Genomic DNA, 25,710 nt, shown 5'->3' with positions numbered 1-25,710 from the left:
CGCTACCCTTGGTCAGTGACTCCTGAAGACGCTGTACCCACCGACGCCCCCGAGACCCCTGGATTCGAGGAACTCGGTATCACCGGACCCGTCCTCAAGGCGATCCGCGACCTCGGCTACGAGACCCCTTCCCCGATCCAGGCCGCGACGATCCCGACTCTCCTGTCGGGCCGCGATGTCGTCGGCATGGCGCAGACCGGAACGGGGAAGACCGCGGCCTTCGCGCTTCCCGTGCTGGAGCGCCTCGACGTCTCGCAGAAGACGCCTCAGGCGCTGGTGCTCGCACCGACGCGCGAACTCGCACTGCAGGTCTGCGAGGCCTTCGAGTCGTACGCATCGAAGATGAAGGGTGTGCACATGCTGCCGGTCTACGGCGGCCAGGCCTACGGCGTGCAGCTCTCTGCTCTGCGCCGCGGCGTGCACGTGATCGTCGGAACGCCCGGCCGCATCATGGACCACCTCGCCAAGGGCACTCTCGACCTCTCCCAGCTGCAGTACCTGGTGCTGGACGAGGCCGATGAGATGCTGAAGATGGGCTTCGCTGAAGACGTCGAGCAGATCCTCGCGCAGACGCCCGTCGAGAAGCAGGTCGCCCTGTTCTCCGCCACGATGCCCCCGCAGATCCGCCGCCTCGCACAGAAGTACCTGCGCGATCCCGAAGAGATCAGCATCAAGTCGAAGACCGCGACCGGCACCAACATCACGCAGCGTTATCTGGTGGTGTCGTACGCCCAGAAGGTCGACGCGCTGACCCGCATCCTCGAGGTCGAGAACTTCGACGGCATGATCGTGTTCGTCCGCACCAAGAACGAGACCGAGACCCTCGCCGAGAAGCTGCGCGCCCGCGGATACTCGGCCGCCGCGATCAACGGCGACGTCGCGCAGGTGCAGCGTGAGCGCAGCGTCAACCAGCTCAAGGACGGCAAGCTCGACATCCTCGTCGCGACGGACGTCGCCGCCCGTGGTCTCGATGTCGAGCGCATCAGCCACGTCATCAACTTCGACATCCCCACCGACACCGAGTCGTACGTGCACCGCATCGGGCGCACCGGCCGCGCCGGGCGCAAGGGCGACGCGATCAGCTTCATCACCCCGCGCGAGCGTTACCTGCTCAAGTCGATCGAGAAGGCGACCCGCCAGCAGCCGACGCAGATGCAGCTGCCCAGCATGGACGACGTCAACACCACGCGTCTCGCCCGATTCGACGACGCGATCACGACCGCGCTCGGCGATGGCCCGCGGATCGAGAAGTTCCGCGACATCATCGCCCACTATGTCCGCAACCACGACGTGCCGGAGGCCGATGTGGCCGCGGCGCTCGCGGTCGTCGCACAGGGTGACACTCCGCTGCTGCTCGACCCGTCGGATGACCCGCTGACGAAGGCCGTCGAGTTCGACAACCGTCCGCCGCGCGAACGCAACACCCGTGACCAGCGGGAGACCCGCGAGCCTCGCGAGCGCCGGGGACGGGGCGACTACAAGCCTTACCGCATCGAGGTCGGTCGGCGTCACCGCGTCGAGCCGCGTCAGATCGTCGGCGCGCTCGCCAACGAGGGCGGCCTCGGCCGCGACGACTTCGGCGCCATCAACATCCGGCCGGACTTCACGGTGGTCGAACTGCCCGCGAATCTCGACTCCTCGGTGCTCGACAAGCTCAGGGACACCCGCATCTCGGGTCGACTGATCGAGATCAAGCCCGACCGCGGCCCGGCCTCCCGACGCAACGACGGACCCCGTGATTCCTCGGGCAGCCGCGACGAGCGTCCGCGATACGACCGCAATGACCGTCCGGCACGCACCGATGACCGCGGCGAGAAGCCGTTCCGCAAGCCGCGCCACAAGGACTGATCGGCCACATGCACATCGAGCGCGCCGGCCCCGCGGACGTCCGGGGCCTGGCGCGCTTGAAGTGGATCGACCGAACCACTGACAAGGCCGACACGGCGGAGTTCGACTCGTTCGCGGAAGCGCTGGCGTCATGGTGGGAAGCCCATAGGGACACGCACTTCGCGTTCGTGGCCCGAACGGAGGACGCGCCAGTCGGCGCCGCGTGGGTCGCGCTGCTCCCGCGCGTGCCGAGCCCTGGTGCGAGCAACCGCCTCTCGGCAGACATCCAGAGCGTCTTCGTGATGCCCGAGCATCGTGGCGGCGGCGTAGGCTCCGCGCTCGTCGACGCAGCGGCGGCCCACGCTCTCAGCGTCGGCGCCTCGCGGGTCACCGTGCACTCGAGCGAGCGCGCTGTTCCGGTCTATCAGAGGCTCGGGTTCGCCGGATCGCCGAAGCTGCTCCAGCGCATCGCCGACGCATAGTCGCGTCAGGAGCCTGAGGTTCCTGACGCCCCGCTGCGTGCGAGGCGCGCGGCCACATCGAGCAGCGACTCCGGTCGAGCGAGCAGCGATCGCTGCTCCGGGTGGTCGATGAGGTGCTGCAGCAGCATGTGGGCGCCGTCTACTGTCGGAGCCCAGTACCCGCCGACATGGTGACGACTCAATGGCACGGTCGTCGATTCCCCGTCGATCTGCACATCAACGGCACCATCATCCGGGTCCACGCCCAGATCAGACAGGGCGATGAAGGTCAGGGCTCCGAGCAGCACAGTGCCCACGAGCCCGGGCAGGCGGAAGCGGGTCGTCGGCACGTCGAGCAGGATCTTCTCGACCTGGTCCCATGCCACGATCCCGCGGTTCTCCGCGCCCTCACGGAAGAGAAGCGCGTCTGGCGTGAGACGCAGATGATGTCTGCCCGGGTCGCCGACCGCGAGAGCACCCGGCACCACGATCAGGGGCCCGTAGCGCTTCATCCCAGCGCGTCCGGTCCTTCGGTCACGAGCACGTGGAACTGGGCGGCGTCGAGGATCCGAATGCCCAGTTCCTCGGCCTTGCCGAGCTTCGACCCCGCGCCCGGCCCCGCGGCGACGAAGTCGGTCTTCTTCGAGACACTCGATGCCGCCTTGCCACCGGCTTTGATGATGGCCTCCTGCGCGCCGTCACGCGTGTAGCCGTCGAGCGAGCCCGTGGCGACGACGGTGATCCCGTCCAGCACGCCGCCCTCGACCACTGCCGCGCCCGGGCCCGGGTGCCCTGGCGTGGACCACTGAACGCCGGCTTCGGTCCACCGTCGCACGATCTCCTGGTGCCAGTCGACATCGAACCATGCGAGCAGGGAGTCCGCGATGATGCCACCGACGCCTTCGACTGCCGCGAGCTCATCGCGGGATGCCGCGCGAATCGCGTCGAGCGAACCGAACCACTGCGCCAGCGCTCTCGCCGCAACCGGCCCGACGTGGCGGATGTTGAGCGAGACGAGAAGGCGCCAGAGATCCTTCGTCTTCGCCTTCTCGAGCTCTGCGAGCAGAGTCACTGCCTGCGACGACGGCTGTGGACCTTCGAGTCCGGACTTCTTCTCAGCAGCGGTCGGGTTACGTCGGAATGGAGCCCTCGTCTTGACCAGACCGTCTTCATCCTCCTTCGGCAGCCCCGTCTCCGCGTCGCGCACGAACAGCTCGATCGGTACGATCTCGTCGAGTGTCAGCGCGAACAGACCGGCCTCTGTCTCGAGGGGCGGAACAGCAGGCGATGTCGGCTGGGTGAGCGCGGCAGCGGTGACTTCTCCGAGGGCTTCGATGTCGAGCGCACCTCGCGATCCGATGTGCTCGACGCGACCGCGCACCTGTGCTGGACAGGACCTCGCATTGGGGCAGCGCAGATCGATGTCGCCCTCTTTCATGGACCGCAGCGGCGTCCCGCACTCCGGGCACTCGGCCGGCATCACGAACTCGCGCTCCGTGCCGTCGCGTTTCTCGACCACCGGCCCCAGCACCTCGGGGATCACGTCTCCTGCCTTGCGGAGCACGACGGTGTCGCCGATCAGGACTCCCTTCGCCTTGACGACGTCCTTGTTGTGGAGCGTCGCCTGCCTCACCACTGATCCGGCGACCTGTGCGGGCGCCATCACCGCGAACGGAGTGGCGCGGCCCGTGCGACCGACCGACACGACGATGTCAAGGAGCTTCGTCTGCACCTCCTCCGGAGGGTACTTGTACGCGATCGCCCACCGCGGAGCCCGGCTCGTGGCGCCGAGCTCATCGTGCAGCGAGAGCTCGTCGACCTTGATCACGATGCCGTCGAGCTCGTGCTCGATGTCGTGTCGGTGCTCACCGAAATGCTCGACGAACGCCACGACCTCGTCGATGCTTCTGCAGACCTTGGTGTGCGGGCTCGTGGGAAGCCCCCATTTCGCGATCTGCTCGTACACCTGGCTCTGCGCCGCGACCGGCGGATCGGGCCAGGCGCCGATGCCGTGCACGTAGAGGGCAAGCGACTCGATGCGCAGCATGCCCGCCTCGAGCTCGAGTCCGTTCTTCTTCTCGATCTGCTGACGCAGACCGCCGCTCGCCGCGTTGCGAGGGTTGGCGAACGACGGGAAGCGTCGCGCTGCCGCTGTGCGGGCCTTCTCTTCGTCGAAGGGCTTCTTCGCGCCGGAACGCGCCTCCCAGCGCGCGTGGGCATCGGCATAGGCACGCTCGCGGAACTCGGCTTGAGCCGCGTTCAGGCGCTCGAATGCCGCGACCGGGATGAAGACCTCCCCGCGCACCTCGACGATCTCCGGATGCCCCGTGCCCGAGAGCTCGAGCGGTATCTCGGGCAGCCGCAGAGCGTTCTCGGTGACGATCTCGCCGACGCGCCCATCGCCTCGCGTCGCGGCGGACGTCAGGCGGCCGTTCTCGTAGCGGAGATTGATCGCGAGTCCGTCGATCTTCAGCTCCGTTAACCAGTCGACGTCACGCCCTGCCGAGGCCCTCGTCTTCGCAGCCCATTCCCTCAACTCGTCGATCGAGAACACATTGTCGAGGCTCAGCATCCGCTCGGCGTGCTCGATCGTCGCGAGACCCGTCGCTTCGGCGGCGCCCACCATCTGCGTGGGCGAGTCCTGCCCCTGGAGCTCGGGGTGCAGGCGTTCCAGCTCTTCGAGCCTGCGCATCCAGCCGTCATACGTCGCGTCATCGACCAGCGACGTGTCGCGCCCGTAGTACGCGTCCTTCGCTTCGAGGATGCGAGTGGTCAGCTCGTCCGCTTCGACACGGGCGTCTTCCAACGAGATGTTCTCCGGCACCCCGCAAGTCTACGAGCGGTCACCGACATCCCGAGGGAGGCGCTACGCGTCGACCGGTACCGCAGACACCGTGCGGTCGATCGTGAACTGACCGAGCACGCGAGTGCCGACGTACAGGACCGCCGTCTGCCCCGGCGCGACGCCGTTCAGAGGCTCGTCGGGCACGACGCGCACGCCGTCGGAGGAGACGAAGGCCCGAGCGGACTCGGGTTCGGCATGAGCCCGGATCTGCACCTCGCAGTCGAACTCGGAGTCCACGGGAGCTGCTCCCGCCCAGCTGAACCGCTCACCGGCGATCTCGCGGATCGCGAGCGCCTCCTTCGGTCCGACCACCACCGTGTTCGACACCGGACGCACTTCGAGGACGAATCGCGGCTTGCCGTCCGCCGCCGGAACACCGAGCTTGAGCCCACGACGCTGGCCCACCGTGAACGCATGCGCACCCTCGTGCGAGCCCACCACCTCGCCCGCCCGGTCGACGATCTCACCCGTCGCTGTGCCGACCTTCTCGGCCAGCCAACCGCGCGTGTCGCCGTCGGGGATGAAGCAGATGTCGTGGCTGTCGGGCTTATGCGCGACCGTCAACCCGCGCTCCGCGGCCTCTGCCCGGACGACAGCCTTCGAGGGTGTCGTGCCGAGGGGGAAGTAGGTGTGCGCCAGCTGCTCGGCCGTCAGCACACCGAGCACGTACGACTGATCCTTCGCATTGTCGGCCGCACGATGCAGCTCGAGGCCTGCCTCGGTGGGAACAAGGGTGGCGTAGTGCCCCGTGCACACCGCGTCGAAGCCGAGTTCGATCGCGCGTTCGAGGAGGGCTGCGAACTTGATCTTCTCGTTGCAGCGCATGCAGGGGTTGGGAGTGCGGCCGGCCTGGTACTCCGAGACGAAGTCGGCGATCACGTCTTCGCGGAACCGCTCGGAGAAATCCCAGACGTAGAAGGGGATGCCGAGGAGATCTGCTGCGCGGCGCGCGTCGAGAGCATCCTCGATGGTGCAGCAGCCTCTGCTTCCGGTGCGCAGGGTGCCGCCTGCGCGGGACAGCGCGAGATGCACACCGACGACGTCGTGCCCCGCCTCCACGGCACGCGCGGCCGCGACTGCAGAGTCCACTCCGCCACTCATCGCCGCAAGAATCCTCATGGTGCCAGTCTACGAGCGCGCGGCTGAACCGGAGCCGGAAGCCCGCGCATAGGCGTCGGCGATCGATGCGAGGACCGCGTCGACGTCAGCATCCGTCGACGTGCGTCCCAGCGAGAACCGGAGGACGCTGCGCGCATCCTGCTCGCTGCGTCCCATGGCCATCACCACGTGCGACGGCTCTGCGACTCCCGCCTGGCACGCCGATCCGGTCGACGCAGCGATCCCCGCCATGTCGAGCAGGAACAAGAGGCTCTCCCCCACCGCGCCGGGGAACAGGAGCTGCGCGTTGCCCGGAAGCCGCCGCGGGACATCGCCCAGCAGTTCTGCCTGCGGCACTCGTTTCAGAATCCCGTCGACCAGCCGGTCGCGCAGAGCCGCCAGACGAGTCGATTCCGACTCCCGCTCCGACTCGGCGAGCTCGAGCGCTGTGGCGAACGCCGCTGCTCCCGCGACGTCCTGCGTCCCGGCACGGAGCCCTCGCTGCTGCGCGCCTCCGCGAAGAAGCGCGGAGAGCCGCGCGGTGCGAGCGACGACCAATGCACCGACACCGACAGGCGCCCCGATCTTGTGTCCTGCGACACTCATCGCCACCAGACCGGCCGCATCCGGGGCATCGCCTCTCAGCGCTCGGAAGGAGAGCGGAAGGTGGCCGAGCGCCGACACCGCATCGAAGTGAAGGGGAACGAGACTCGCCGCGGCAGACGAGGCCAGCTCCGCTGCGTCATTGATCGTTCCCGCCTCGTTGTTGGCGACCAACGCAGTCGCCAGGGCCGCACCCGGAAGCTGATCGGCGAACTCTGCCGCATCGATCTCCGCCGTGCGATATACCGGTACAGCGCGCAGAACCGCTCCCGCACCGATCAGCGCCTCGACGGTGTCCATGGTGGCGTGATGCTCGGCATCCGGCATCACGATGGCGTCCGTCCCCGGTTGGCGTGCCTGCCACAGACCCTGCAACGCGAGATTGATCGACTCGGTGCCGCCGGAGGTGAAGACGACCTCGATGGGATCGCAGTCGAGCACAGCAGCAGAGCGTTCACGCGCTTCCTCGAGCAGTCGTCGAGCATCCTGCCCCGCGCCGTGGGTCGACGACGCATTGCCGACCATCGTGCTCGCCTCCAGCCACGCCTCGCGCGCCTCGGGGCGCAGCGGGGTCGTCGCGGCGTGATCGAGATAGTGCTGCATCCTTCAACTCTCCCCCATATTCATCGCCCGGGGTGCACATGGAACTGAGTGCGCGGTGTCCTGGCACCCGAGCGCAGCCCCCTATGGTGTATTCATGCCCGCGATCCGAGACATCACCGTGCCCGGCGGTACTGCACTCGACAACCTCGGCGTTCGCCTTCACGACGGCGTCGGAACCCTCCGCGTCTGGTCGCAGAACGCGTCCTCCATCGAGCTCGTCGTCTTCGATGCCACCGACCTCGACTGGGTGGTCGATCAGGTCGACCTCGCACGCCTTCCCGGGGGTATCTGGGAAGTGACCACAGAGCTGCTCCAACCCGGCACCCGATACGCCATCCGTGTCGGCGGACCGCACGGCCCTGGGAACACGTTCAACCCCGAGACCCTCCTGCTCGATCCCTATGCCCGTGGTCTCGCCCAGGGCGACGGCTATGAGGAGTGGCGCTCCGTCGTGATCGTCGACGGGTTCGACTGGGGCGACTCCGTCAAGCCGCGAATCCCGCTCGACCGGACAGTGATCTACGAAGGCCATCTGAAGGGGCTGACCAAACGCCACCCCGATGTGCCGCCCGCTCTGCACGGCACGTACGCCGGACTCGCGCACCCGGCCATGATCGAGTACTTCCACTCTCTCGGCATCACCTCGATCGAGCTGCTTCCCGTTCAGGCGTTCGTGCCGGAGCCCCGGTTGCTCGAGCGCGGCCTCACGAACTACTGGGGCTACAACACCCTCAACTTCTTCACGCCGCACAACGCCTACGCGTCGGAAGACGCACGCAAGGGCGGCCCTGAGGCCGTTCTCGCCGAGTTCAAGGGCATGGTGCGCCTGCTCCACGAGGCAGGACTCGAGGTCATCCTCGACGTCGTCTACAACCACACCTCGGAGGAAGGACTCGGAGGCCCTCGCTCGAGTCTGCGTGGGATCGACAACGCGAGCTACTACCGACAGGACGCGTCCGGCGCCTACATCGACACGACGGGGTGCGGCAACACGCTCGACACCTCGACCGACGCCGGCGCCCGACTCGTCCTCGACTCGCTGCGCTACTGGGCGCAGGAGATGCAGATCGACGGATTCCGGTTCGACCTCGCCGCCGCCATCGCCCGCGACGCCGCACACACCTACACCCCGGATCACCCGCTGCTCACGGCGATCGCGAACGATCCGATCCTCAAGGAGACCAAACTCATCGCGGAGCCGTGGGACGTCGGCATGGGTGGCTGGCAGACGGGGAACTTCCCCAAGGGCTGGCTGGAGTGGAACGACCGCTACCGCGACCGCGTGCGCAACTTCTGGCTGAGTGACATCGACTACGCGCGCCGCGCCTCCGCTCCCGTCGGCATCGGCGGTTTCGCCACGCGTCTCGCAGGCTCCTCCAACACCTTCGCCGACGAACGGGGCCCGCTCGCGAGCATCAACTTCGTCACGGCACACGACGGATTCACGCTGCACGATCTCGTGTCGTACGACGTCAAGCACAACGAGGCCAACGGCGAGCAGAACCGCGACGGCGCCGACATGAACCGCGCGTTCAATCACGGCATCGAGGGGCCGACCGACGACCCGGCCATTCTCGCCGCCCGTCGGAAGGCGATGCGCAATCTGCTCGGCACCCTCCTACTGTCCGCGGGGATCCCGATGCTCACCGCCGGCGATGAGGTCGGACGCACCCAGCGCGGCAACAACAACGCCTACGCCCAGGACTCGTCGATGACCTGGCTCGGATGGGATGAAGAGCCGTGGCAGGAGGATCTCCGCGCGCACGTCGCTCGACTCATCCAGCTCCGTTCGGAGAACCCTGCCCTGCGTCCGAGCCGGTATGCCCGACTCGGCGAGCACATCCCCAACGCCTCCGTCATGGACTGGTTCGACCAGAACGGCGAGACGATGGAGAGCGAGCAGTGGACCGACCCGGGGAACCGGACGCTCCAGTACGTCGCTGCTTCGACTCCCGATCGCGAGGAAGCCAACCGGATCCTCCTCATCGTGCACGGCACGGAGTCGCCGATCGACGTGCGCCTCCCCGAAGAACTCGAGGAGGCGACGCGCTTCGTCTCGCTGTGGTCGAGTGCCGACGACCGCCCGGATGACGGCGGTGAGGTGTTCGCCCCGGGCGACATCCTGCCCATCCCCGGCACCTCCATGCGACTCTTCCGCGTGGAATGACGGGCGGCGCGCCGGTGCGTTCTGCGAGCTACCCGCTCGCCTTCGGGAGCGGTACATTCGGGGGGTGGCCGCACGTATGAGCAGCACCAGTCCGAAGGCTCTCCGAAGCCCCGCACAGATCCCGTCGCGCCCGTTGGGTGCCGTCTCGGACGGCGACGGGCTCGTCGCGACCCGCATTCCGCTGGTCGGTGGTACCCCGGCCGTGCCGGGCGGTTTCGCACCCAAGGCCTTCGCCGGCGAGGTGGTTCCGTTCAGCGTGGTCGCCTTCCGCGAGGGGCACGACCTGATCGGCGTGCAGCTCCGGTTGACCTCACCTGAGGGCGACGAGACCCTGCACCGCCTGACCCCGTTCCTGGATGGAAGCGATCGCTGGGGTGCCGAGGTCGCGATCGACCTGCAGGGTCTCTGGACCTTTCGCTTCGAGGCGTTCTCCGACGACTTCGCGACCTGGGCTCACGCCGCCGAGGTGAAGGTCGCTGCCGGCGTGGACGTGCCGGTGATGGCGGCGCTCGGAGCCGAGCTGCTCACGCGCGCAGCGGCCGAGAAGGACCGCCCTGCAGCTCAGCGCAGACGTCTCACCGACATCGCCGCGGCGCTCGCCGGCGGCGATGCGGCGCTCACCACCGCTGCCGCGACCGATGCAGAGCTCACCGGCTTCTTCCGTGACCGGCCGCTCATGACACTGCGATCGACCTCGGCGGCGCGCACGCTGCTCGTCGAGCGGACTGCGGCAGGCGTCGGGGCCTGGTACGAGTTCTTCCCGCGATCCGAGGGCGCGAAGCGCCTCAAGGACGGCACGATCAAGAGCGGCACGTTCAGGACGGCCGCCAAGCGCCTTCCTGCTGTCGCCACCATGGGATTCGACGTGATCTATCTGGTGCCCATCCATCCGATCGGAACGACGAACCGCAAGGGCCGGAACAACACGCTGACGACCGAACCAGGCGACCCGGGTTCGCCGTATGCCATCGGCTCCGCCGACGGCGGTCACGACGCGATTCACCCCGAGCTCGGCAAACCAGCCGACTTCCGCGCCTTCGTGCGAGCCGCGAAGAGCCAGGGGCTGGAGGTCGCTCTTGATCTCGCTCTGCAGGCGTCTCCGGATCACCCCTGGGTCGATGAGCACCCGGAGTGGTTCACGACCCTTCCCGACGGCACCATCGCCTACGCGGAGAACCCCCCGAAGAAGTACCAGGACATCTACCCCCTGAACTTCGACAACGACCCCGCCGGCATCTACCAGGAGATGCTGCGCATCGTGCAGCACTGGGTGCGCGAGGGCGTGAAGATCTTCCGGGTCGACAACCCGCACACGAAGCCGCTGCAGTTCTGGGAATGGCTCATCGCCACCGTGAATGCTCAGGATCCCGACGTGATCTTCCTCGCGGAGGCCTTCACGCGCCCTGCCGTGATGCGCGCGCTGGCGGCCGTCGGTTTCCAGCAGAGCTACAGCTACTTCACCTGGCGCAACACCAAGGCGGAACTCGAGGAGTTCCTGACGAGCGTCTCACACGAGACCAGCGACTACATGCGCCCTAACCTCTTCGTGAACACGCATGACATCCTCACCGAGTATCTGCAGTTCGGCGGACGCGCGGCATACCGGATCCGCGCATGCATCGCGGCCACCGCTGCTCCCGTGTACGGCGTGTACGCGGGCTACGAACTCTTCGAGAATGTCGCGCGCCCCGGTTCCGAGGAGAACATCGACAACGAGAAGTACGAGTTCAAATTCCGTGACTGGGAGGGTGCAGAGGCTGCAGGCGACTCGCTGGCCCCTCTGCTGCGCCGGCTGAACGAGATCCGCACCGCGCACCCGGCTCTCCGTCAACTCCGCAACCTCTCCGTGCACTGGAGCGATGACGACTCCGTGCTCGTCTACAGCAAGCATCTCGATGCAGCCTTCACCGGCACCGGCGAGTCCGACACGATCCTCGTGATCGCCAACGTCGATCCGCACTCCGTCCGCGAGACCACCGTCCATCTCGACACGACGATCTGGGGCGTGCCTCAGGGCGAGCAGTTCGAGGTGGAGGATCTGCTGACCGGCGCCGTCTGGACCTGGGCCGACCACAACTACGTGCGCCTCGACGCCTTCGCCGAGCCGGTGCACATACTGAAGGTGAGGAGACGATCATGAGCTACGTCGAAGATGCGGCAACGTCGCCGGGCTGGGCCGCAGTGGCGTCCGGTGAGCACCACGACCCGCACGCCGTGCTCGGCTCGCATCCGTTCACGGACGCGAGCGACCGCACCGTCACGGTGATCCGTGCCCGCCGTCCGCTCGCCTCATCGGTCGAGGCCGTCTTCGAAGACGGGAGCCGACTCGCCCTCGAGCACGTCGCGCACGGCATCTGGGAGGCACAGCACGACGGACCGCCGGTGCCGTATCGGATCGCCACCGCCTACGGCGACGACGACGAGACGATCAGCGGCGACCCCTACCGCCACCTGCCCACCCTCGGCGACGTCGATTTGCACCTAATCGCAGAGGGGCGCCATGAACGCCTGTGGCAGGTGCTGGGCGCGCACGCTCGCGTCGCTGACGGCGAGAGCGGCGTCGCGTTCGCGGTCTGGGCTCCCAACGCCACCGCCGTTCGTGTCGTCGGCGACCACAACGGGTGGAACGGCGAGTCTCACGCGATGCGCTCGATGGGCGTGAGCGGCATCTGGGAGCTGTTCATCCCTGACCTCGCGATCGGGACGACCTACAAGTACGAGATCCGCACTCGTGAAGGCTCGTGGATCTTCAAGGCCGACCCGATGGCTCAGGCCGCGCAGGTCCCGCCCGAGACAGCATCGGTCATCACGCAGTCGACCTACGCCTGGTCGGACGGTGCGTGGATGACCCGCCGTGCAGCGACCCACGCGGTCGCCCAGCCGCTTTCCGTCTACGAGGTGCACCTCGGCTCCTGGCGCGGAGGCCTGAGCTACCGCGAGGCGGCAGAGCCGCTCATCGCCCATGTCACCGAAGCCGGTTTCACGCACGTCGAGTTCATGCCGCTCGCAGAGCACCCCTTCGGTGGCTCCTGGGGCTATCAGGTCAGCGGATACTACGCGGCGACGAGTCGGTTCGGCAGCCCCGATGATCTGCGCTACCTGATCGATCGCCTTCATCAAGCGGGGATCGGCGTGATCATGGACTGGGTGCCCGGGCACTTCCCCAAGGACGCCTTCGCCCTCGCGAAGTTCGACGGACAGCCGTTGTACGAACACCCCGACCCTCGGCGCGGTGAGCACCAGGACTGGGGAACCCTCATCTTCGACTACGGCCGCCCCGAGGTGCGCGGCTTCCTGGTCGCCAACGCCCTCTTCTGGCTGAGCGAGTTCCATGTCGACGGGCTTCGGGTCGACGCGGTGGCCTCGATGCTGTACCTCGACTATTCGCGCAACGAAGGCGAGTGGGAGCCGAACATCCACGGGGGCAGAGAGAACCTCGAGGCCATCCGGTTCCTGCAGGAGGTCAACGCGACCGCCTATCGCCTGCACCCCGGCGTGCTGATGATCGCGGAGGAGTCGACGAGCTTCCCCGGCGTCACTGCACCGACCGACCACGCCGGACTCGGGTTCGGGTTCAAGTGGAACATGGGCTGGATGAACGACTCCCTCCAGTACATCGAACGCGACCCGATGTACCGCTCGCACCACGAAGGTGAGATGACGTTCTCCTTCGTGTACGCGTTCGGAGAGAACTATCTGCTCCCGATCAGCCACGACGAGGTCGTGCACGGCAAGGGCAGCCTGCTCGCGAAGATGCCCGGCGACCACTGGCACAAGCTCGCGAACGTTCGCGCGTACCTCGCCTACATGTGGGGTCACCCTGGCAAGAAGCTGCTCTTCATGGGCCAGGAGTTCGGGCAGTTGGCGGAGTGGTCCGAATCCCGAGAGCTCGACTGGTGGCTGCTGGAGCAGCCGTCGCATGCGCAGCTGCAGAGTTTCGTCGGGCAGCTCAATCGTACTTATCGCGCCCAGGCGCCGCTCTGGGAGCGAGACAACGACGGCTCGTCGTTCGCGCGTCTCGGTGCTCCCAGCTGGGACCCGAATGTGATCGCGTTCGAGCGCCGTGATGCACATGGCGGCCGTATCGTCGTCATCAGCAACTTCGCCGGCGTCGAGCGCAGCGGCCACCGCCTGGCTCTGCCTGTCGCAGGCGTATGGCAGGAGATCCTCAACACGGATGCCGCGGAGTACGGCGGTCGCGGATCGGGCAACCTCGGCATGGTCGTCGCTCACTCAGAGGAGGGCGGGCCCGCGGTGGCTTCCGTCACGATCCCCGCGCTGTCCACCATCTGGTTGCGTCACGAGGGTGAGCCTCACGTGCCCACGATCAGCCACGGCTGATCAGTCGCGACTGACCGGCTACGGCTGACCGCCCCTCAGGGCTGGTCAGCCGTGGCACCGGGTCAGAAGAGCAGCGAGGAGAGCCTGTTGCGGGCGGCGATGACGCGAGGATCCGCGGCACCGATCAGGCCGAACAGCTCGATCATACGCTCACGAACCGGCGTCCGCTCGTCCGACGGCAGCTGCGCGAACAGGTCGAGCAGCCTTCCGAACGCGTCATCGACGTGGCCGCCGGCGAGGTCGAGATCGGCGACATCGAACTGCGCCTGGACATCCCGGGGCGCAGCCGCAGCGGCAGCCCGTGCGTCCTGCAGGTCGAGCTTCTGGACGCGGTCGAGAAGTCGAACCTGCCCGAGACCGGCGATAGCGTCCTCGTCGCGAGGATTCTCTGCGAGAGCCTTCTCGTACGCCACGATCGCGGCGGCGTAGTCCCCCGTCTCGATGGCAGCGAAGGCCTCGGCGTGCAGCGGCGGCATCGGCGGTTCCTCCGGGGCTTCCTGGCCCTCGGGCGCCTCGCCGATGTTCAACGTGCCCGTCACACCGTTCTGGGCCGCGAGCTGGAGCAGCTGCGCGAAGACGTCCCTGACCTGCTGCTCAGGAACCGCCCCCGTGAACATCGGGACCGGCTGACCGGCGATGAGCGCGACGACCATCGGGATCGACTGCGCGCGGAAGCCCTGAGCAAGCTGCGGGTTCGCGTCGACATCGACCTTGGCGAGGAGCACCTTTCCGCCGAGTTCGCGCGCCACCTTCTCGATGATCGGGCTCAGCTGCTTGCACGGGCCGCACCACTCCGCCCAGAGATCGACGACCACCGGCACTGTGCGCGAGAGCTCGAGGATCTGGCCGAACGACTCGTCCGTCGCATCGACCACGATGTCAACGGCCCCGGCTGCGCCAGCGGGGCCCTGTGCTGCCGCAGCCGGTGCTGTCGGGCGGTTTCGCAGAGAAGAGAGGTCGACGGCTCCTCGGAGCGCGGCGGGAGAGATATCGGTCACTTGATCACCTCGACGGAGAGAAGGTCCTGTCGGACAGCCAGGAGTCGTATCTGCTCCGTCGAGCCCTGTGCGGGAACGGAGAAGAACAACTGGAATTCGTACTTGGTCGTCACGCCCTTGGCAGATTCGGTCACACCCGTCAGGGCTTTGGCCTGCGCGTTGTCGCCGAAGCGGATCACGGCGTCCGCCGACGTCGGCGTCACCGACTCCGTGTCGACGAGCGAGACAGCCACGATCGCCCCGCTGTCGAGCGTGGCCATCGATACCGGGGCGGAATCCGCGGGAATGATGTCGAACGCGGTCTGGGAGGTCTCGGCGGCACCGTTGTCCGCGAGGTTCTGCACGACAGCCTGGCGACTGTCGCGAATCGACTGGGCGAGATTCTGTGAGATCTCGTCGAAGAGGCCGTACGAAGCGCTGGTCTCTCCCGTGTCGACGATGTCTGCGAACGTCTCAGCGAGTTCACTCGGCGGGAGGCTGAGGAACGCGGAATCGTCCGGCACGAGCGAGGTGCCCAGCCACGGCGCGGCCACCTCGGGGAAGACGGCATCGGCCGACATCTCGGCCATGGTCGTCACCTTGTAGTTCGACCACGGATCCTGCTGAGTCATGGTGAGGATCACCGGCGGAACGGTGTCGTCGCCGGCACTCTTCGAGAGCAGCAGCACCGTCCGCGGCCAGCGGTCGGTGGCTTCGGGGAGCACGACCTCGACATCATCTGTCGGGATCGCGGCAGGCAGCGGGGTCTCCGGGACAGCGGTCCGAAGCGCGTACTCGGTCGTGCGAGCGGTCAGCGCGGGACCATCGAGACGAGTCCCGGCCAGAGCGATGTCCATCGCCGCGTCTGCGTCTGCAAGCGTCGTCGACACCTCCTGCAGAATTCGCCTCGCCTGCGACTCGGTGACCGCGGGGGGCTTCTGGTTGTCCGGGGCGATCACTGTCGCGCTGGGCGACGGCGACGGCGTCCCCTCGCCGAACTGCGGCCAGGAATCGGGCGAGCAACCGGTGGCGAGCAGCGCGGTCACAGCCAGCGCAGGCAATGCGAGCAGGCGTCGGCGGTCCGTGGACGTCGCACGCCTCTCCGTCTTCCGATCGCGTTCCGGTGCGTCCGCACCGGCCGCGTCATCCGAGGCTTCCTGGCCCGCTTCGGCAGCGTTCGCGGGCGCACCGGACGAGTCCGAGTCATCAGGTGCGTCGGCGGCCGAGCTCTCGATCGCTGCGCGCTCGGATGGCGGCAGCTGAGCCACATCGATCGGCTCGGTCGCCGGGAGGGGGCCGGGACCCTTTCGCCGGGGCCCGCGCCCGCGGCGCTGGTGCCGGATGGCGAGGACGTAGAGAACCAGCCCGACGAGGAGCATCGCTGCGCCTGCCGCCATGAGCGGGCCCGCGAGCGGGGTCGACGTGTCGAGAGGCCATGAGATCGTGATGTCGTCGGGAGCGTCCGCGGTGCCGTCGTACGCGATGATCAGGCTGACCCCTTCGGGGAGCTGCATCTTGTCGACGATGAGGGCGTCGGTCTCGGTGAACGAATCCAGCCAGAGATCGGAACCGGCCGGATTGCGGCCTGCCTCTGCGGCCGCACCGTCCTCGGCCGGAGTCTCGGACGGAACCGGAGTCTCCGCCGGGGCAGGGCTCTCCGCAGGTGCCGGGGTCGCCGTGGCGCCGTCGCCGTCGGTGATGGCTCCGGCAGGAATCAGCTCCGTCTCGAGCTCGCCGTCGCTTCCGGCGGTCACGTGGTTGTACGAGGCGTCGGCCAGCCACGCTTGCATATCGGCCGTCCGACCGTATGCCGCGAAGATGTCACCTTCACCCCGCACGAGCAGGGTCTGAGACCCAGGGTGCTCGCGCAGGACGTCGCCGTCCAACAGCACGTAAGGGGCAGGTTCTTCTACGGCGACCGAGACCTCCTGGGTCGACGGACCCATGAAGATGGTTCGCTGCGCGATGCCCGCAGCGATCAGTCCCGCAGCCAGCACAAAGGCCACGACGGCCCATACGAAACGCACGAATAGTCTCCTCACACGGCCCGGACCCACGCCCGAGTCGCAACACTCGACATTTCAGACTAGCGAAATCAGCTGTGTGTTGCCCACGAGGGCCACGCCACAGTCGCGTGCGGCACGTCGTCGCGGACAGTCGCGGTGCGGTGGATACGCTTGCAGAGTCCGGCATTCCGAGGAGCAGCGATGAAGATCCACAACCCGTTCCGTACCGCTCTCGTCGCGACGCTCGGCGTGGGGTTGGGCATCCTGCTGATCGGCAGCGTGGAGAGCCTCTCGACGGTTCTGCTCTACGTAGGAACGGCGCTCTTCCTCAGCCTGGGCCTCGACCCGCTCGTCTCGTTCCTCGAACGCAGGCGACTCCCCCGCTGGCTCGCCGTACTCATCACGATCCTCGCGGTTCTCGGCGTGTTCGCGGGCATCATCCTGATCGTCATCCCGGTGCTCGTCGACCAGATCTCGCAACTCATCGCCGAGATCACTGCCATCGTCCAGCGAGGCACTTTCCTCGCCGACCTGCGCCAGTGGATGGTCGACACATTCCCCAACCTCAGGGTCGATGACGTCTTCGCCTACGTCACCAACTGGCTCGAGACGAACCTCGCCCAGATCGGCGGGTCGATCGGTCAGAGCGTACTCGCGGCGGGCGGTGCGGTCGTGAGCGGGCTGTTCGGCGCGTTCATCATCCTGATCCTCACGATCTACCTCACCGCATCCACGCCGTCCCTCAAGCGTGCGGTCTACCAGCTGGCCCCTGCGTCGAAGCGCGAGCGCTTCATCGACCTCGCCGAGCAGATCACCGACTCGGTCGGCTACTACGTCATGGGGCAGGTCACCCAGGGCGTCATCAACGGCGTCCTGAGCATGATCTTCCTCACGATCATCGACGCACCGTTCCCCGCCGTCCTCGCCGTCGTCGCCTTCTTCTTCTCGCTGATTCCACTCGTCGGCACTCTCACGGGGTCGACGATCATCGTCCTCGTGTGCCTGATCCCCGGACTCGGCTCGCCGGCGACAGCGATCGCCGCAGCCATCTACTACCTCATCTACATGCAGATCGAGGCTTACATCATCTCCCCGAGGATCATGAGTCGTGCCGTGTCGGTGCCAGGCGCGGTCGTCGTCGTCGCCGCGCTGGCAGGAGGCAGTCTTCTGGGCCTGCTCGGTGCGCTGATCGCGATCCCCGTGGCCGCCAGCATCCTGATCCTCTACCGACAGGTGCTGATCCCCCGGATGAACGAGCTCTAGACAGCGGGCCATTCGGTCGGCAGAGGCAGAGCGGACGGATTCACCGCAGCGACGATCTCGGTGAGGACGCGACGCGTCTGACTCTCCCCCACCCAGAGGTGCTTGCCACCCTCGACGGCGATCAGCTTCGCATGAGGGATCGCAGCGAAGCGCTCGCGTGCTTCGGCGGGGCGAAGGTAGTCGTCGAGCTCGGGGACGAGCACGACCACTTCGACGTCGGAGTCCGCCCACGCCGCGACCTCGGCATCGGTCGCACGGTGGAGCGGAGGAGAAAGGAGGATGATGCCCTCGATGTCGTGCTCCCGCCCGTACTTGAGGGCGAGCTCGGTGCCGAACGACCAGCCGAGGAGCCACGGGCGCGGAAGACCTCGCTCGCGCACGAACTCCATCGCCGCTGCGACGTCGAACTGCTCTGCGGCTCCTCCGTCGAACGCCCCATCGCTGGTACCGCGCGACGACGTGGTGCCTCTGGTGTTGAACCGCAGCACTGCGAGGTCCGCCAGTGCAGGCAGCCGTGCGGCGGCCTTGCGGATGATGTGCGAGTCCATGAACCCGCCCGCCGTCGGAAGCGGGTGCAGCGTGACCAGCGTGGCCACCGGTGCGGAAGACTCCGGCATGGACAGCTCACCGACGAGCGTCAACTCGTCAGCGGTCTCCAGGACGATGTCCTCACGCCGCGCCGGCAGCTCGATCGGGCCGCGGATCTCCATGCTCATGCAATCCTCCAACAGTGTGTGTGCCAGTGCCTTCGGGCGGCGAGATCCGCAGCATCGCCGAGAACCCCATCTGCGCGCCAGACCACGAGGTGCGCGGTTCCCGGTACGACGCTGCGCCCGCATCCAGGGCAGATGTACTCCTTCAGAGCCTGCGCCGCAGACACCGGCTGCACGGTCCACTCCGAGCCCCGACGCACCTCCGTGCGCTTCCAAGACGCCAAGAGGCGATCCAGCGAGTCGTCGGTGTCAGGGCGCGCCGGACGGCGTCTGCGAGAGCGGGCCATGACGCCGGCTCACCACCAGTGGTTGTTCGTCCAGAAGGCGTGAGCGCCGGCCCAGCTGCCGTACCGGCCCGTGGCGTATCCCGACGCCCAGCGCAGGTTGTCGACCGGATCGTAGCCGTTGCCGGGAACCTTGCTGCAGGGCAATGCCTGGACGAGACCGCACGCGCCAGAGGACTTGTTCGTCGCGTTCGGGTTCCACCCGCTCTCGCGAGAGACGATGTAGTCGACGTAGCCCCAATCGGACTCCGGGATGCCTGCTGCCGCCATCCACTCGGCAGGGGCTCCCCCGCCGGTGTAGAACAGAGGACCACTCGGGCCGGGGTTCGACGATCCTGAGGAGCCGGAAGTGGCAGTAGTCGGTGTCGGTGTCGGCGTCGGCTTGGGGGTCACATAGACCGAGAAAGTGCCACGCTGAACAGGTGCGATCGCGGCACCTTCCGCCGTGACAGTGAGGTTCTGCGTCTCGCTGAGCGCCGCCGAGTATGCCGACTCCGGGCCGACTGCTTCAGGCTGCTGGGCGAGTGCGACACCGGTCGGCGCCACCATGGCCGCAGCGAAGCCGACGACCGCGAGGCCGCTGAAGAATCCCACGACGCCCCGTCGGCGACTGCCATTGCGCGCCGGACGAGTCGCCGATGCGGGCACAGGCGTGACGTCGTTTCGATGAGGAGTCATGTCGTTTCGGGAGTTCACGATGAGTGGCAGTCTACCCGGTGAGGCGCGAGTCGGCCATCGGAACGCTCAGCGAACAGCCAGGATCACGTCGACCGTCGCATCGAGCAGCGCGTCGACCTGTTCTTCTCGATACCCCCCGCGCTGCATGCGGAACGCCGCGGAGCGCAGCTGCTCAGCCGTCAGGGGCTCGCCGTCACGCAGATAGCGCGCGATGCGGGTGCCCACATGATCGACCTCATCGATCCGGTAGCCGAACGTGAGGACACCCGTGCGTGCGAAACGCTGTCGCTTCGGACGCGCGAGGTGATCGAGGATCACCTGGGCCTCATCACGGGCCTGCTCGACCCACGCCCCCGCGCCCTGGGAACGGACGACTCGGTCGCGCGCGCGAGCCGCCATCGCATCCTCGACTCGTCCGAGCGCCGCATCGACCTCAGCCACGACATAGCCGTTCTTGACGAGCGGGAAGGACGCCACACGGACGTCGGCTGCGGTGAGGTCGTCAGAGTCTCCTTCGAAGGCGGCTCTGGCGGCCGCGAGGAAGGTGTCAACGGCCGCTCGGTGATAGCCGCGCACCCGTCCTGTGGTCAACGAGAATGCGGGCGGAGGCTGCACCGCAGCATCCGCTGTCTGTACGTCGTCGGAGACCATCACAGCACCACCCAGGAGGAGAAGAGGAAATACAGGCACAGCGCGGGCACCGTCGACGGCAGGATGCTGTCGAGTCGATCGAGGAGCCCACCGTGCCCCGGGAGCCAGGAGCTCATGTCCTTGATCCCGAGATCACGCTTGAGCATGGACTCGCCGAGATCGCCCAGGGTCGCGGACAGGAGGATCGCGACGCCGAAGATGACGCCGGTCCACCACGGCAGCTCGAGCAGGAAGATCGCGAGGAGCACGCCGGCCGTGATCGACCCAACCACGGCTCCGCCGAATCCCTCCCAGGTCTTCTTGGGACTGATCTTCGGCGCCATGGGGTGCCGCCCGAATGCCAGCCCGGCGGCGTACGCGCCGGTATCGGCCACGACGGCGATCGCGATGAAGCTCAACACCCACCATTGGCCGCCCTCCTGCTTGAGCAGGATCAGTGCGACCGCCGCGAGGAACGGCACGTAGATCTGGACGAACCCGCCGATGACGGCGTCTGTGAGCACATCACCGTAGGTCCTGCCGTCCTTGGCGATCATCTGGGCGACCAGTCGCCAGACGATCACGAAAGCGACGGCGAAGAACAGCATGACCCAGACGAACCACAGGTCGAGGAAGAACGCGGACAGCACGAGCAGTGTCGCCGCGATGAACTGCGGGATCACGTCTATCCGACGACCCGATGCGCGCAACGCCAGCGAGAGCTCGTAGACGCCGAGCAATGCGGCAGCCAGCGCGAACGGCACGAAGAGGACCTTGATGAACAACAGCGAAGCGAGCAGCACGGCGCCGAACGCGAGCCCGATCAGAGTCGCGAGGATCAGATCGCGCCCGGTGCGCTCCTTGATGCGCTCGTTCGCCTGGTCGAGCTGACCGCGAGCATGCGTGACATGCGTGCCGAACTCGTCACGCTTCGCCCGCCACTGCTCTCTGATCGCGTTGTGCTCAGCCGTGTCGAGAGGCGACTCCGTCATCGTACGGTCGTCGACAGGCAGAGGAGGACGGGGCGGGATGCTCGTCGCGTCGAACGCCGCGAAGCCACCGTCGATCTGCGGGACGTCGCCGGTCGAGGTCGACGAGTCGCGCGCCTCGCGGCGCGTCTGCGGCTTGTCGGCGCCGTCATCCGTGGGTTCGTCGGACATGCCGCCTATACCTCGAGGAGCTCAGCCTCTTTGCGCTTGAGTGCGTCGTCGATGAGGTCGACGTGCTGGCGCGTGAGGGCGTCGAGTTCCTTCTCGCCACGAGCGATCTCGTCTTCGCCGAGCTCGTTCTTGAGGCCGTCGAGTTCGTCCTTCGCCTTGCGACGGATCCCGCGCACGTGCACCTTGGCGTCTTCGGCCTTGGTCTTGACGAGCTTGACGTACTCCTTGCGACGTTCAGCCGTGAGCTCCGGCATGGTCACGCGAACGAGGTTGCCGTCGTTCGTGGGATTGGCGCCGAGGTTCGGCATGTCACGAATCGCCTGCTCGATGCCCTTCAGCGCCGTCTTGTCGTAGGGCGTGATGATGAGCGTACGCGCCTCCTGGTTCGCCAGCGAGGCGAGCTGAGCGAGCGGAGTGGGCGTGCCGTAGTAGTCGACGAGCACCTTCTGGAACAGCTGCGGGTTGGCGCGACCGGTGCGCACCGTGGAGAAGTCCTCCTTGGCGGCCTCGACCGCTCGTGCCATACGGGAGGTGGTTTCAGCGAGGACATCCGCGATCACGGTGACTCCTATCGTCGGGGTGTTCTGAAATTCTATCGGGCGCGGCCCGTGAGCACCGTCAGGCGCTCAGGCGGTGACGAGAGTGCCGATCGGCTCTCCCAGGAGCGCACGCGTGACGTTGCCGGCAGGTTCCATACCGAACACGCGCATATCCATGTTGTTGTCCATGCAGAGACTGAATGCCGTGGAATCGACCACCTTGAGTCCGCGCTGGAGGGCGTCGCGATACGTGACGCGCTCGATGCGCTCCGCATCGGCGTGCTTGTTGGGGTCGGCGGTGTAGATCGCGTCGACGCCGTTCTTGGCGACGAGGACTTCCTGCGCGCCGATCTCGAGGGCGCGCTGCGCGGCCACAGTGTCTGTGGAGAAGTACGGCAGGCCGGCGCCTGCGCCGAAGATGACGACACGACCCTTCTCCATGTGCCGCTCGGCGCGGAGCGGGATGTACGGCTCCGCGACCTGAGTCATCGAGATGGCCGACTGCACACGCGTGGGCGCACCCGCCTGCTCGAGGAAGTCCTGTAGAGCAAGAGCGTTCATCACCGTGCCGAGCATTCCCATGTAGTCGGCTCGCCCACGGTCCATTCCGCGCTGGCTGAGCTCCGCTCCGCGGAAGAAGTTGCCACCGCCGACGACGATGGCGACCTCGACCCGGTCGACCGCGGCGGCGATGTCGCGCGCGATCTGACTGACGATGTCAGGGTTGACGCCGAGCTGGCCGGCGCCGAACGCCTCACCGGAGAGCTTCAGAAGGACGCGACGGCGTCCTGTGCGTTCAGTCATGGGGGTGATCCTCTCGTCCCGATTCAAGATAGTGCCTTCTGGGCATGAAGAAGGGGTTCGGATCGCGTTGATCCGAACCCCTTCGACGGTGTTACGCGCCGACCTTGAAGCGCGCGAAGTCCGTCACGGTGATACCGGCGTCCTTCGCCACCTGGGCGACGGACAGCTTGCTGTCCTTCGCGTAGTCCTGCTCGAGCAGGGCGACCTGCTTGATGAACGCGGAGACGCGGCCCTCGACGATCTTGGGCAGCGCCGCCTCCGGCTTGCCCTCGTTGCGAGAGATCTCGGTCACGATCTGGCGCTCCTTCTCCACGGCGTCGGACGGCACGTCCTCGCGGGAGAGGTACGACGGGTTGGCGAACGAGATGTGCTGCGCGATGCTGCGAGCGGTCTCGGCGTCATCACCCGTGTAGGCGACGACGACACCGATCTGCGGAGGCAGATCCTTGCTCGTGCGGTGCAGGTAGACCTCGACCTTGTCGCCGGAGATCGTGCGCACGCGGCGCAGTTCGACCTTCTCGCCGATGATCGCGGCCTCTTCCGAGATGACCTGTTCGACGCTCTTGTCGCCCGCCTGGGCGGCGAGAGCAGCCTCGACCGAATCGGCTTTGACGGCTGCGACAGCGTCGGCGACCTTGTCGGCCAGCGCGATGAACCGCTCGTTCTTTGCGACGAAGTCCGTCTCGCAGGCGAGCTCGATCAGCGTCACTGCGCCGTCCTGCTCGCGAGCGACGACGAGGCCCTCGCTGGTCGAGCGGTCAGCCCGCTTCGCGTTGCCCTTGGCACCCTTGAGACGCAGGATCTCGGTGGCCTTCTCGACGTTGCCGTCAGCCTCCTCGAGCGCCTTCTTGGTGTCGACCATTCCCGTGCCGAGCTGCTCACGGAGCGCCTTGAGATCGGCGATGGTGAAGTTGGCCATGTGTGGTGGCTCCTTGCTTCGTGATGTGTGTGGTGGTCGCGGAATTACTTGGCGTCTGCCTCAGCGGGGGCCTCGGTGGCCTCTGCTGCGGGAGCCTCGTCTGCCTCAGCCGGAGCCTCAGCAGCGGCCGGAGCCTCAACGGCTGCATCCTCGGACGGAGCCTCGACGGCTGCATCCTCGGCCGGGGCCTCGGAAGCGGCGTCAGCGGGGGTCTCGAGAAGCTCCTTCTCCCAGTCGGCGAGCGGCTCAGCGTCGCCCGTCTCAGGGTTGTGCTTCTGCTGAAGGCCCTCTGCCGCGGCGTCCGCGATGATGCGGGTGAGCAGCGAGACCGAGCGGATCGCGTCGTCGTTGCCGGGGATCGGGTACTGGAAGTCGTCGGGGTCGGCGTTGGTGTCGAGGATGCCGATCACCGGGATGCCGAGCTTCTTCGCCTCGTCGATGGCGAGGTGCTCACGCTTGGCGTCGACGACCCAGAGGGCGGACGGCGTCTTCGTGAGGTTGCGGATACCACCGAGCGACTTGTGCAGCTTGTCGAGCTCGCGCTTCTTGAGAAGGAGTTCCTTCTTCGTGAAGCCCGAAGCGGACGGGTTCTCGTAGTCGAGTTCCTCGAGCTCCTTCATGCGGGCGAGACGCTTCGCGATCGTCTGGAAGTTCGTGAGGAGTCCACCGAGCCAGCGCTGGTTGACGTAGGGCTGGCCCACGCGGGTCGCCTGCTCGGCGAGGATCTCCTGCGCCTGCTTCTTGGTACCGACGAAGAGGATCGTGCCGCCGTGCGCGACGGTCTCCTTGACGAAGTCGTAGGCCTTGTCGATGTACCCGAGCGACTGCTGCAGGTCGATGATGTGGATGCCGCTGCGCTCGGTGAGAATGAAGCGCTTGACCTTCGGGTTCCACCGACGAGTCTGGTGTCCGAAGTGCACGCCGCTGTCGAGCAGCTGGCGGATGGTGACCACAGCCATGGTCGTCTCCTTGTTCTGGCGCGGATCTGCGCCGTTGAGGTTGCCAAGTCGATCGGATGATCGAACTTCCTGGCGCCCGGCGCACTCCCGCCTGAGTGGAAACAGGACCTGTGGGAGTGGATGCCACGACTGAAGTCGCTATGGGCACGCGTAGTCACCCCGAGATCGAGGTGCTCCCCCAGCATACAGGATGCGCGGGCCTCACTCACCCTGCACATCGCGCCCGATTCGTGCATTCTGCACACGCCCCGCGCAGGCGTCAGTGCAACGCGCAGCCATTCGCACATGCGAAGGAACATTGCCTCATGAGCACCCGCCCACGCGCGACGATCGTCCTCCTCCTACTGATCGTCATCGCTCTCGCACCGCCCATCCCGACGAGCGCGGGAGCGTCATCGTCAGACGGCCGGGCGCACCCAGTCTGGAGATGGCCGATCGACGCGCCCCGCGCGATCGCGTCACCGTATCGCGCTCCGGCACACGCGTTCGGCGCCGGCCATCGAGGCATCGACCTCGCGAGCGCGCAGGGGGTGATCGTCCGAGCACCGGCCGATGGGGCGATCGCGTTCCGAGGGACCGTCGTCGACAGGCCCCTGATCACGATCGCGCATCCCGACGGCTATGTGTCGACGTTCGAGCCGGTGTCCTCCACACTCGCCCCCGGCGACCTCGTCTCGGCCGGCGACGAGATCGGCACGGTCGCGGCTGGCGGTCACGCGATGCTCGGCGCACTGCATCTGGGAGTTCGGCTGGATGGTGCGTACATCAACCCGATGCTGCTCTTCGGACCAGTGCCTCGAGCGGTGCTGCTCCCCTGCTGCGACGCGCCGTGA

The 25,710-nt window shown here is 67.1% G+C and carries 22 protein-coding genes; 7 read left to right on the top strand and 15 right to left on the bottom strand.

The window, feature by feature from the left end; translation table 11 throughout:
- The first annotated feature begins 15 nt into the window (after positions 1-15).
- Both FIV50_RS08010 and FIV50_RS08005 read left to right on the top strand, forming a co-directional pair.
- Positions 16-1,848: a DEAD/DEAH box helicase gene (locus FIV50_RS08010; protein ID WP_140036983.1), complete on the top strand. Its 1,833-nt coding sequence runs from the start codon at positions 16-18 to the stop codon at positions 1,846-1,848.
- An 8-nt stretch (positions 1,849-1,856) separates the two neighbouring features.
- Positions 1,857-2,309, top strand: coding sequence for a GNAT family N-acetyltransferase (locus FIV50_RS08005; RefSeq protein ID WP_140036982.1), 453 nt, complete (start codon positions 1,857-1,859; stop codon positions 2,307-2,309).
- Between the two features lie 5 nt (positions 2,310-2,314).
- On the opposite strand, the gene FIV50_RS08000 is transcribed toward FIV50_RS08005, so the two are convergent.
- From FIV50_RS08000 to FIV50_RS07985, 4 genes are read right to left on the bottom strand one after another with little or no spacing between them, the layout of a single operon-like run.
- Positions 2,315-2,800 (bottom strand): hypothetical protein, encoded by a 486-nt coding sequence (locus tag FIV50_RS08000; RefSeq protein WP_140036981.1) that lies wholly within the window; start codon positions 2,798-2,800, stop codon positions 2,315-2,317.
- Positions 2,797-5,112 (bottom strand): NAD-dependent DNA ligase LigA, encoded by a 2,316-nt coding sequence (gene ligA / locus FIV50_RS07995; RefSeq protein WP_140036980.1) that lies wholly within the window; start codon positions 5,110-5,112, stop codon positions 2,797-2,799. Before ligA ends, FIV50_RS08000 begins: the two co-directional genes overlap by 4 nt.
- A gap of 42 nt (positions 5,113-5,154) precedes the next feature.
- On the bottom strand, positions 5,155-6,252 hold the full coding sequence (mnmA, locus tag FIV50_RS07990; RefSeq protein WP_140036979.1) for a tRNA 2-thiouridine(34) synthase MnmA: 1,098 nt from the start codon (positions 6,250-6,252) through the stop codon (positions 5,155-5,157).
- A 9-nt stretch (positions 6,253-6,261) separates the two neighbouring features.
- Positions 6,262-7,437: a cysteine desulfurase family protein gene (locus FIV50_RS07985; RefSeq protein WP_140036978.1), complete on the bottom strand. Its 1,176-nt coding sequence runs from the start codon at positions 7,435-7,437 to the stop codon at positions 6,262-6,264.
- 94 nt (positions 7,438-7,531) lie between these two features.
- On the opposite strand from FIV50_RS07985, the gene glgX reads away from it, so the two are divergent.
- The 3 genes from glgX (at position 7,532) to glgB (ending at position 13,945) form a co-directional block, all read left to right on the top strand.
- Complete coding sequence (glgX, locus tag FIV50_RS07980) at positions 7,532-9,604, top strand: glycogen debranching protein GlgX (RefSeq protein WP_140036977.1); 2,073 nt, start codon at positions 7,532-7,534, stop codon at positions 9,602-9,604.
- Positions 9,605-9,680: 76 nt separating this feature from the next.
- Positions 9,681-11,744, top strand: coding sequence for an alpha-1,4-glucan--maltose-1-phosphate maltosyltransferase (locus FIV50_RS07975; protein ID WP_140036976.1), 2,064 nt, complete (start codon positions 9,681-9,683; stop codon positions 11,742-11,744).
- On the top strand, positions 11,741-13,945 hold the full coding sequence (gene glgB / locus FIV50_RS07970) for a 1,4-alpha-glucan branching protein GlgB (protein WP_140036975.1): 2,205 nt from the start codon (positions 11,741-11,743) through the stop codon (positions 13,943-13,945). The genes FIV50_RS07975 and glgB overlap by 4 nt, the downstream gene beginning before the upstream one ends.
- Before the next feature lie 62 nt (positions 13,946-14,007).
- On the opposite strand, the gene FIV50_RS07965 is transcribed toward glgB, so the two are convergent.
- Positions 14,008-14,943 (bottom strand): tetratricopeptide repeat protein, encoded by a 936-nt coding sequence (locus FIV50_RS07965; protein ID WP_140036974.1) that lies wholly within the window; start codon positions 14,941-14,943, stop codon positions 14,008-14,010.
- Positions 14,940-16,949, bottom strand: coding sequence for a glycosyl transferase (locus FIV50_RS07960; protein WP_140036973.1), 2,010 nt, complete (start codon positions 16,947-16,949; stop codon positions 14,940-14,942). Before FIV50_RS07960 ends, FIV50_RS07965 begins: the two co-directional genes overlap by 4 nt.
- A 180-nt stretch (positions 16,950-17,129) precedes the next feature.
- On the opposite strand from FIV50_RS07960, the gene FIV50_RS07955 reads away from it, so the two are divergent.
- Positions 17,130-18,191 (top strand): AI-2E family transporter, encoded by a 1,062-nt coding sequence (locus tag FIV50_RS07955; protein ID WP_140036972.1) that lies wholly within the window; start codon positions 17,130-17,132, stop codon positions 18,189-18,191.
- Here FIV50_RS07955 and FIV50_RS07950 read toward each other — a convergent pair.
- The 9 genes from FIV50_RS07950 to rpsB all read right to left on the bottom strand — a co-directional run bounded on the left by FIV50_RS07950 (position 18,188) and on the right by rpsB (position 24,877).
- Positions 18,188-18,901: an alpha/beta hydrolase gene (locus FIV50_RS07950; RefSeq protein ID WP_140038684.1), complete on the bottom strand. Its 714-nt coding sequence runs from the start codon at positions 18,899-18,901 to the stop codon at positions 18,188-18,190. The genes FIV50_RS07955 and FIV50_RS07950 overlap by 4 nt on opposite strands.
- 2 nt (positions 18,902-18,903) lie before the next feature.
- Positions 18,904-19,191, bottom strand: coding sequence for a hypothetical protein (locus tag FIV50_RS17880; protein ID WP_140036971.1), 288 nt, complete (start codon positions 19,189-19,191; stop codon positions 18,904-18,906).
- 9 nt (positions 19,192-19,200) lie between these two features.
- Entirely contained in the window at positions 19,201-19,866 is a 666-nt protein-coding gene (locus tag FIV50_RS07940; protein WP_140036970.1) for a transglycosylase SLT domain-containing protein, read from the bottom strand.
- A 66-nt stretch (positions 19,867-19,932) separates the two neighbouring features.
- The gene (locus tag FIV50_RS07935) at positions 19,933-20,517 is read right to left on the bottom strand and encodes a DivIVA domain-containing protein (protein ID WP_140036969.1); all 585 of its coding nucleotides are present in this window, start codon (positions 20,515-20,517) and stop codon (positions 19,933-19,935) included.
- A complete protein-coding gene (locus FIV50_RS07930) occupies positions 20,517-21,656 on the bottom strand; it encodes a phosphatidate cytidylyltransferase (RefSeq protein ID WP_181164362.1) in 1,140 nt (379 codons plus the stop codon). The genes FIV50_RS07935 and FIV50_RS07930 overlap by 1 nt, the downstream gene beginning before the upstream one ends.
- A gap of 5 nt (positions 21,657-21,661) precedes the next feature.
- The gene (gene frr, locus FIV50_RS07925) at positions 21,662-22,216 is read right to left on the bottom strand and encodes a ribosome recycling factor (RefSeq protein WP_140036968.1); all 555 of its coding nucleotides are present in this window, start codon (positions 22,214-22,216) and stop codon (positions 21,662-21,664) included.
- A gap of 66 nt (positions 22,217-22,282) precedes the next feature.
- Positions 22,283-22,999 (bottom strand): UMP kinase, encoded by a 717-nt coding sequence (gene pyrH, locus FIV50_RS07920; RefSeq protein ID WP_042536766.1) that lies wholly within the window; start codon positions 22,997-22,999, stop codon positions 22,283-22,285.
- A 91-nt stretch (positions 23,000-23,090) separates the two neighbouring features.
- Positions 23,091-23,918, bottom strand: coding sequence for a translation elongation factor Ts (gene tsf / locus FIV50_RS07915; RefSeq protein WP_140036967.1), 828 nt, complete (start codon positions 23,916-23,918; stop codon positions 23,091-23,093).
- A gap of 44 nt (positions 23,919-23,962) precedes the next feature.
- The gene (gene rpsB / locus FIV50_RS07910) at positions 23,963-24,877 is read right to left on the bottom strand and encodes a 30S ribosomal protein S2 (protein WP_140036966.1); all 915 of its coding nucleotides are present in this window, start codon (positions 24,875-24,877) and stop codon (positions 23,963-23,965) included.
- Positions 24,878-25,182: 305 nt separating this feature from the next.
- On the opposite strand from rpsB, the gene FIV50_RS07905 reads away from it, so the two are divergent.
- On the top strand, positions 25,183-25,710 hold the full coding sequence (locus FIV50_RS07905; protein ID WP_140036965.1) for a M23 family metallopeptidase: 528 nt from the start codon (positions 25,183-25,185) through the stop codon (positions 25,708-25,710).

The organism is Microbacterium foliorum, from assembly GCF_006385575.1.
Taxonomy (GTDB): domain Bacteria; phylum Actinomycetota; class Actinomycetes; order Actinomycetales; family Microbacteriaceae; genus Microbacterium; species Microbacterium foliorum_B.
The sequence above is the reverse complement of the archived record's forward strand: the minus strand, read 5'-3'. Positions and strand labels throughout refer to the sequence as shown.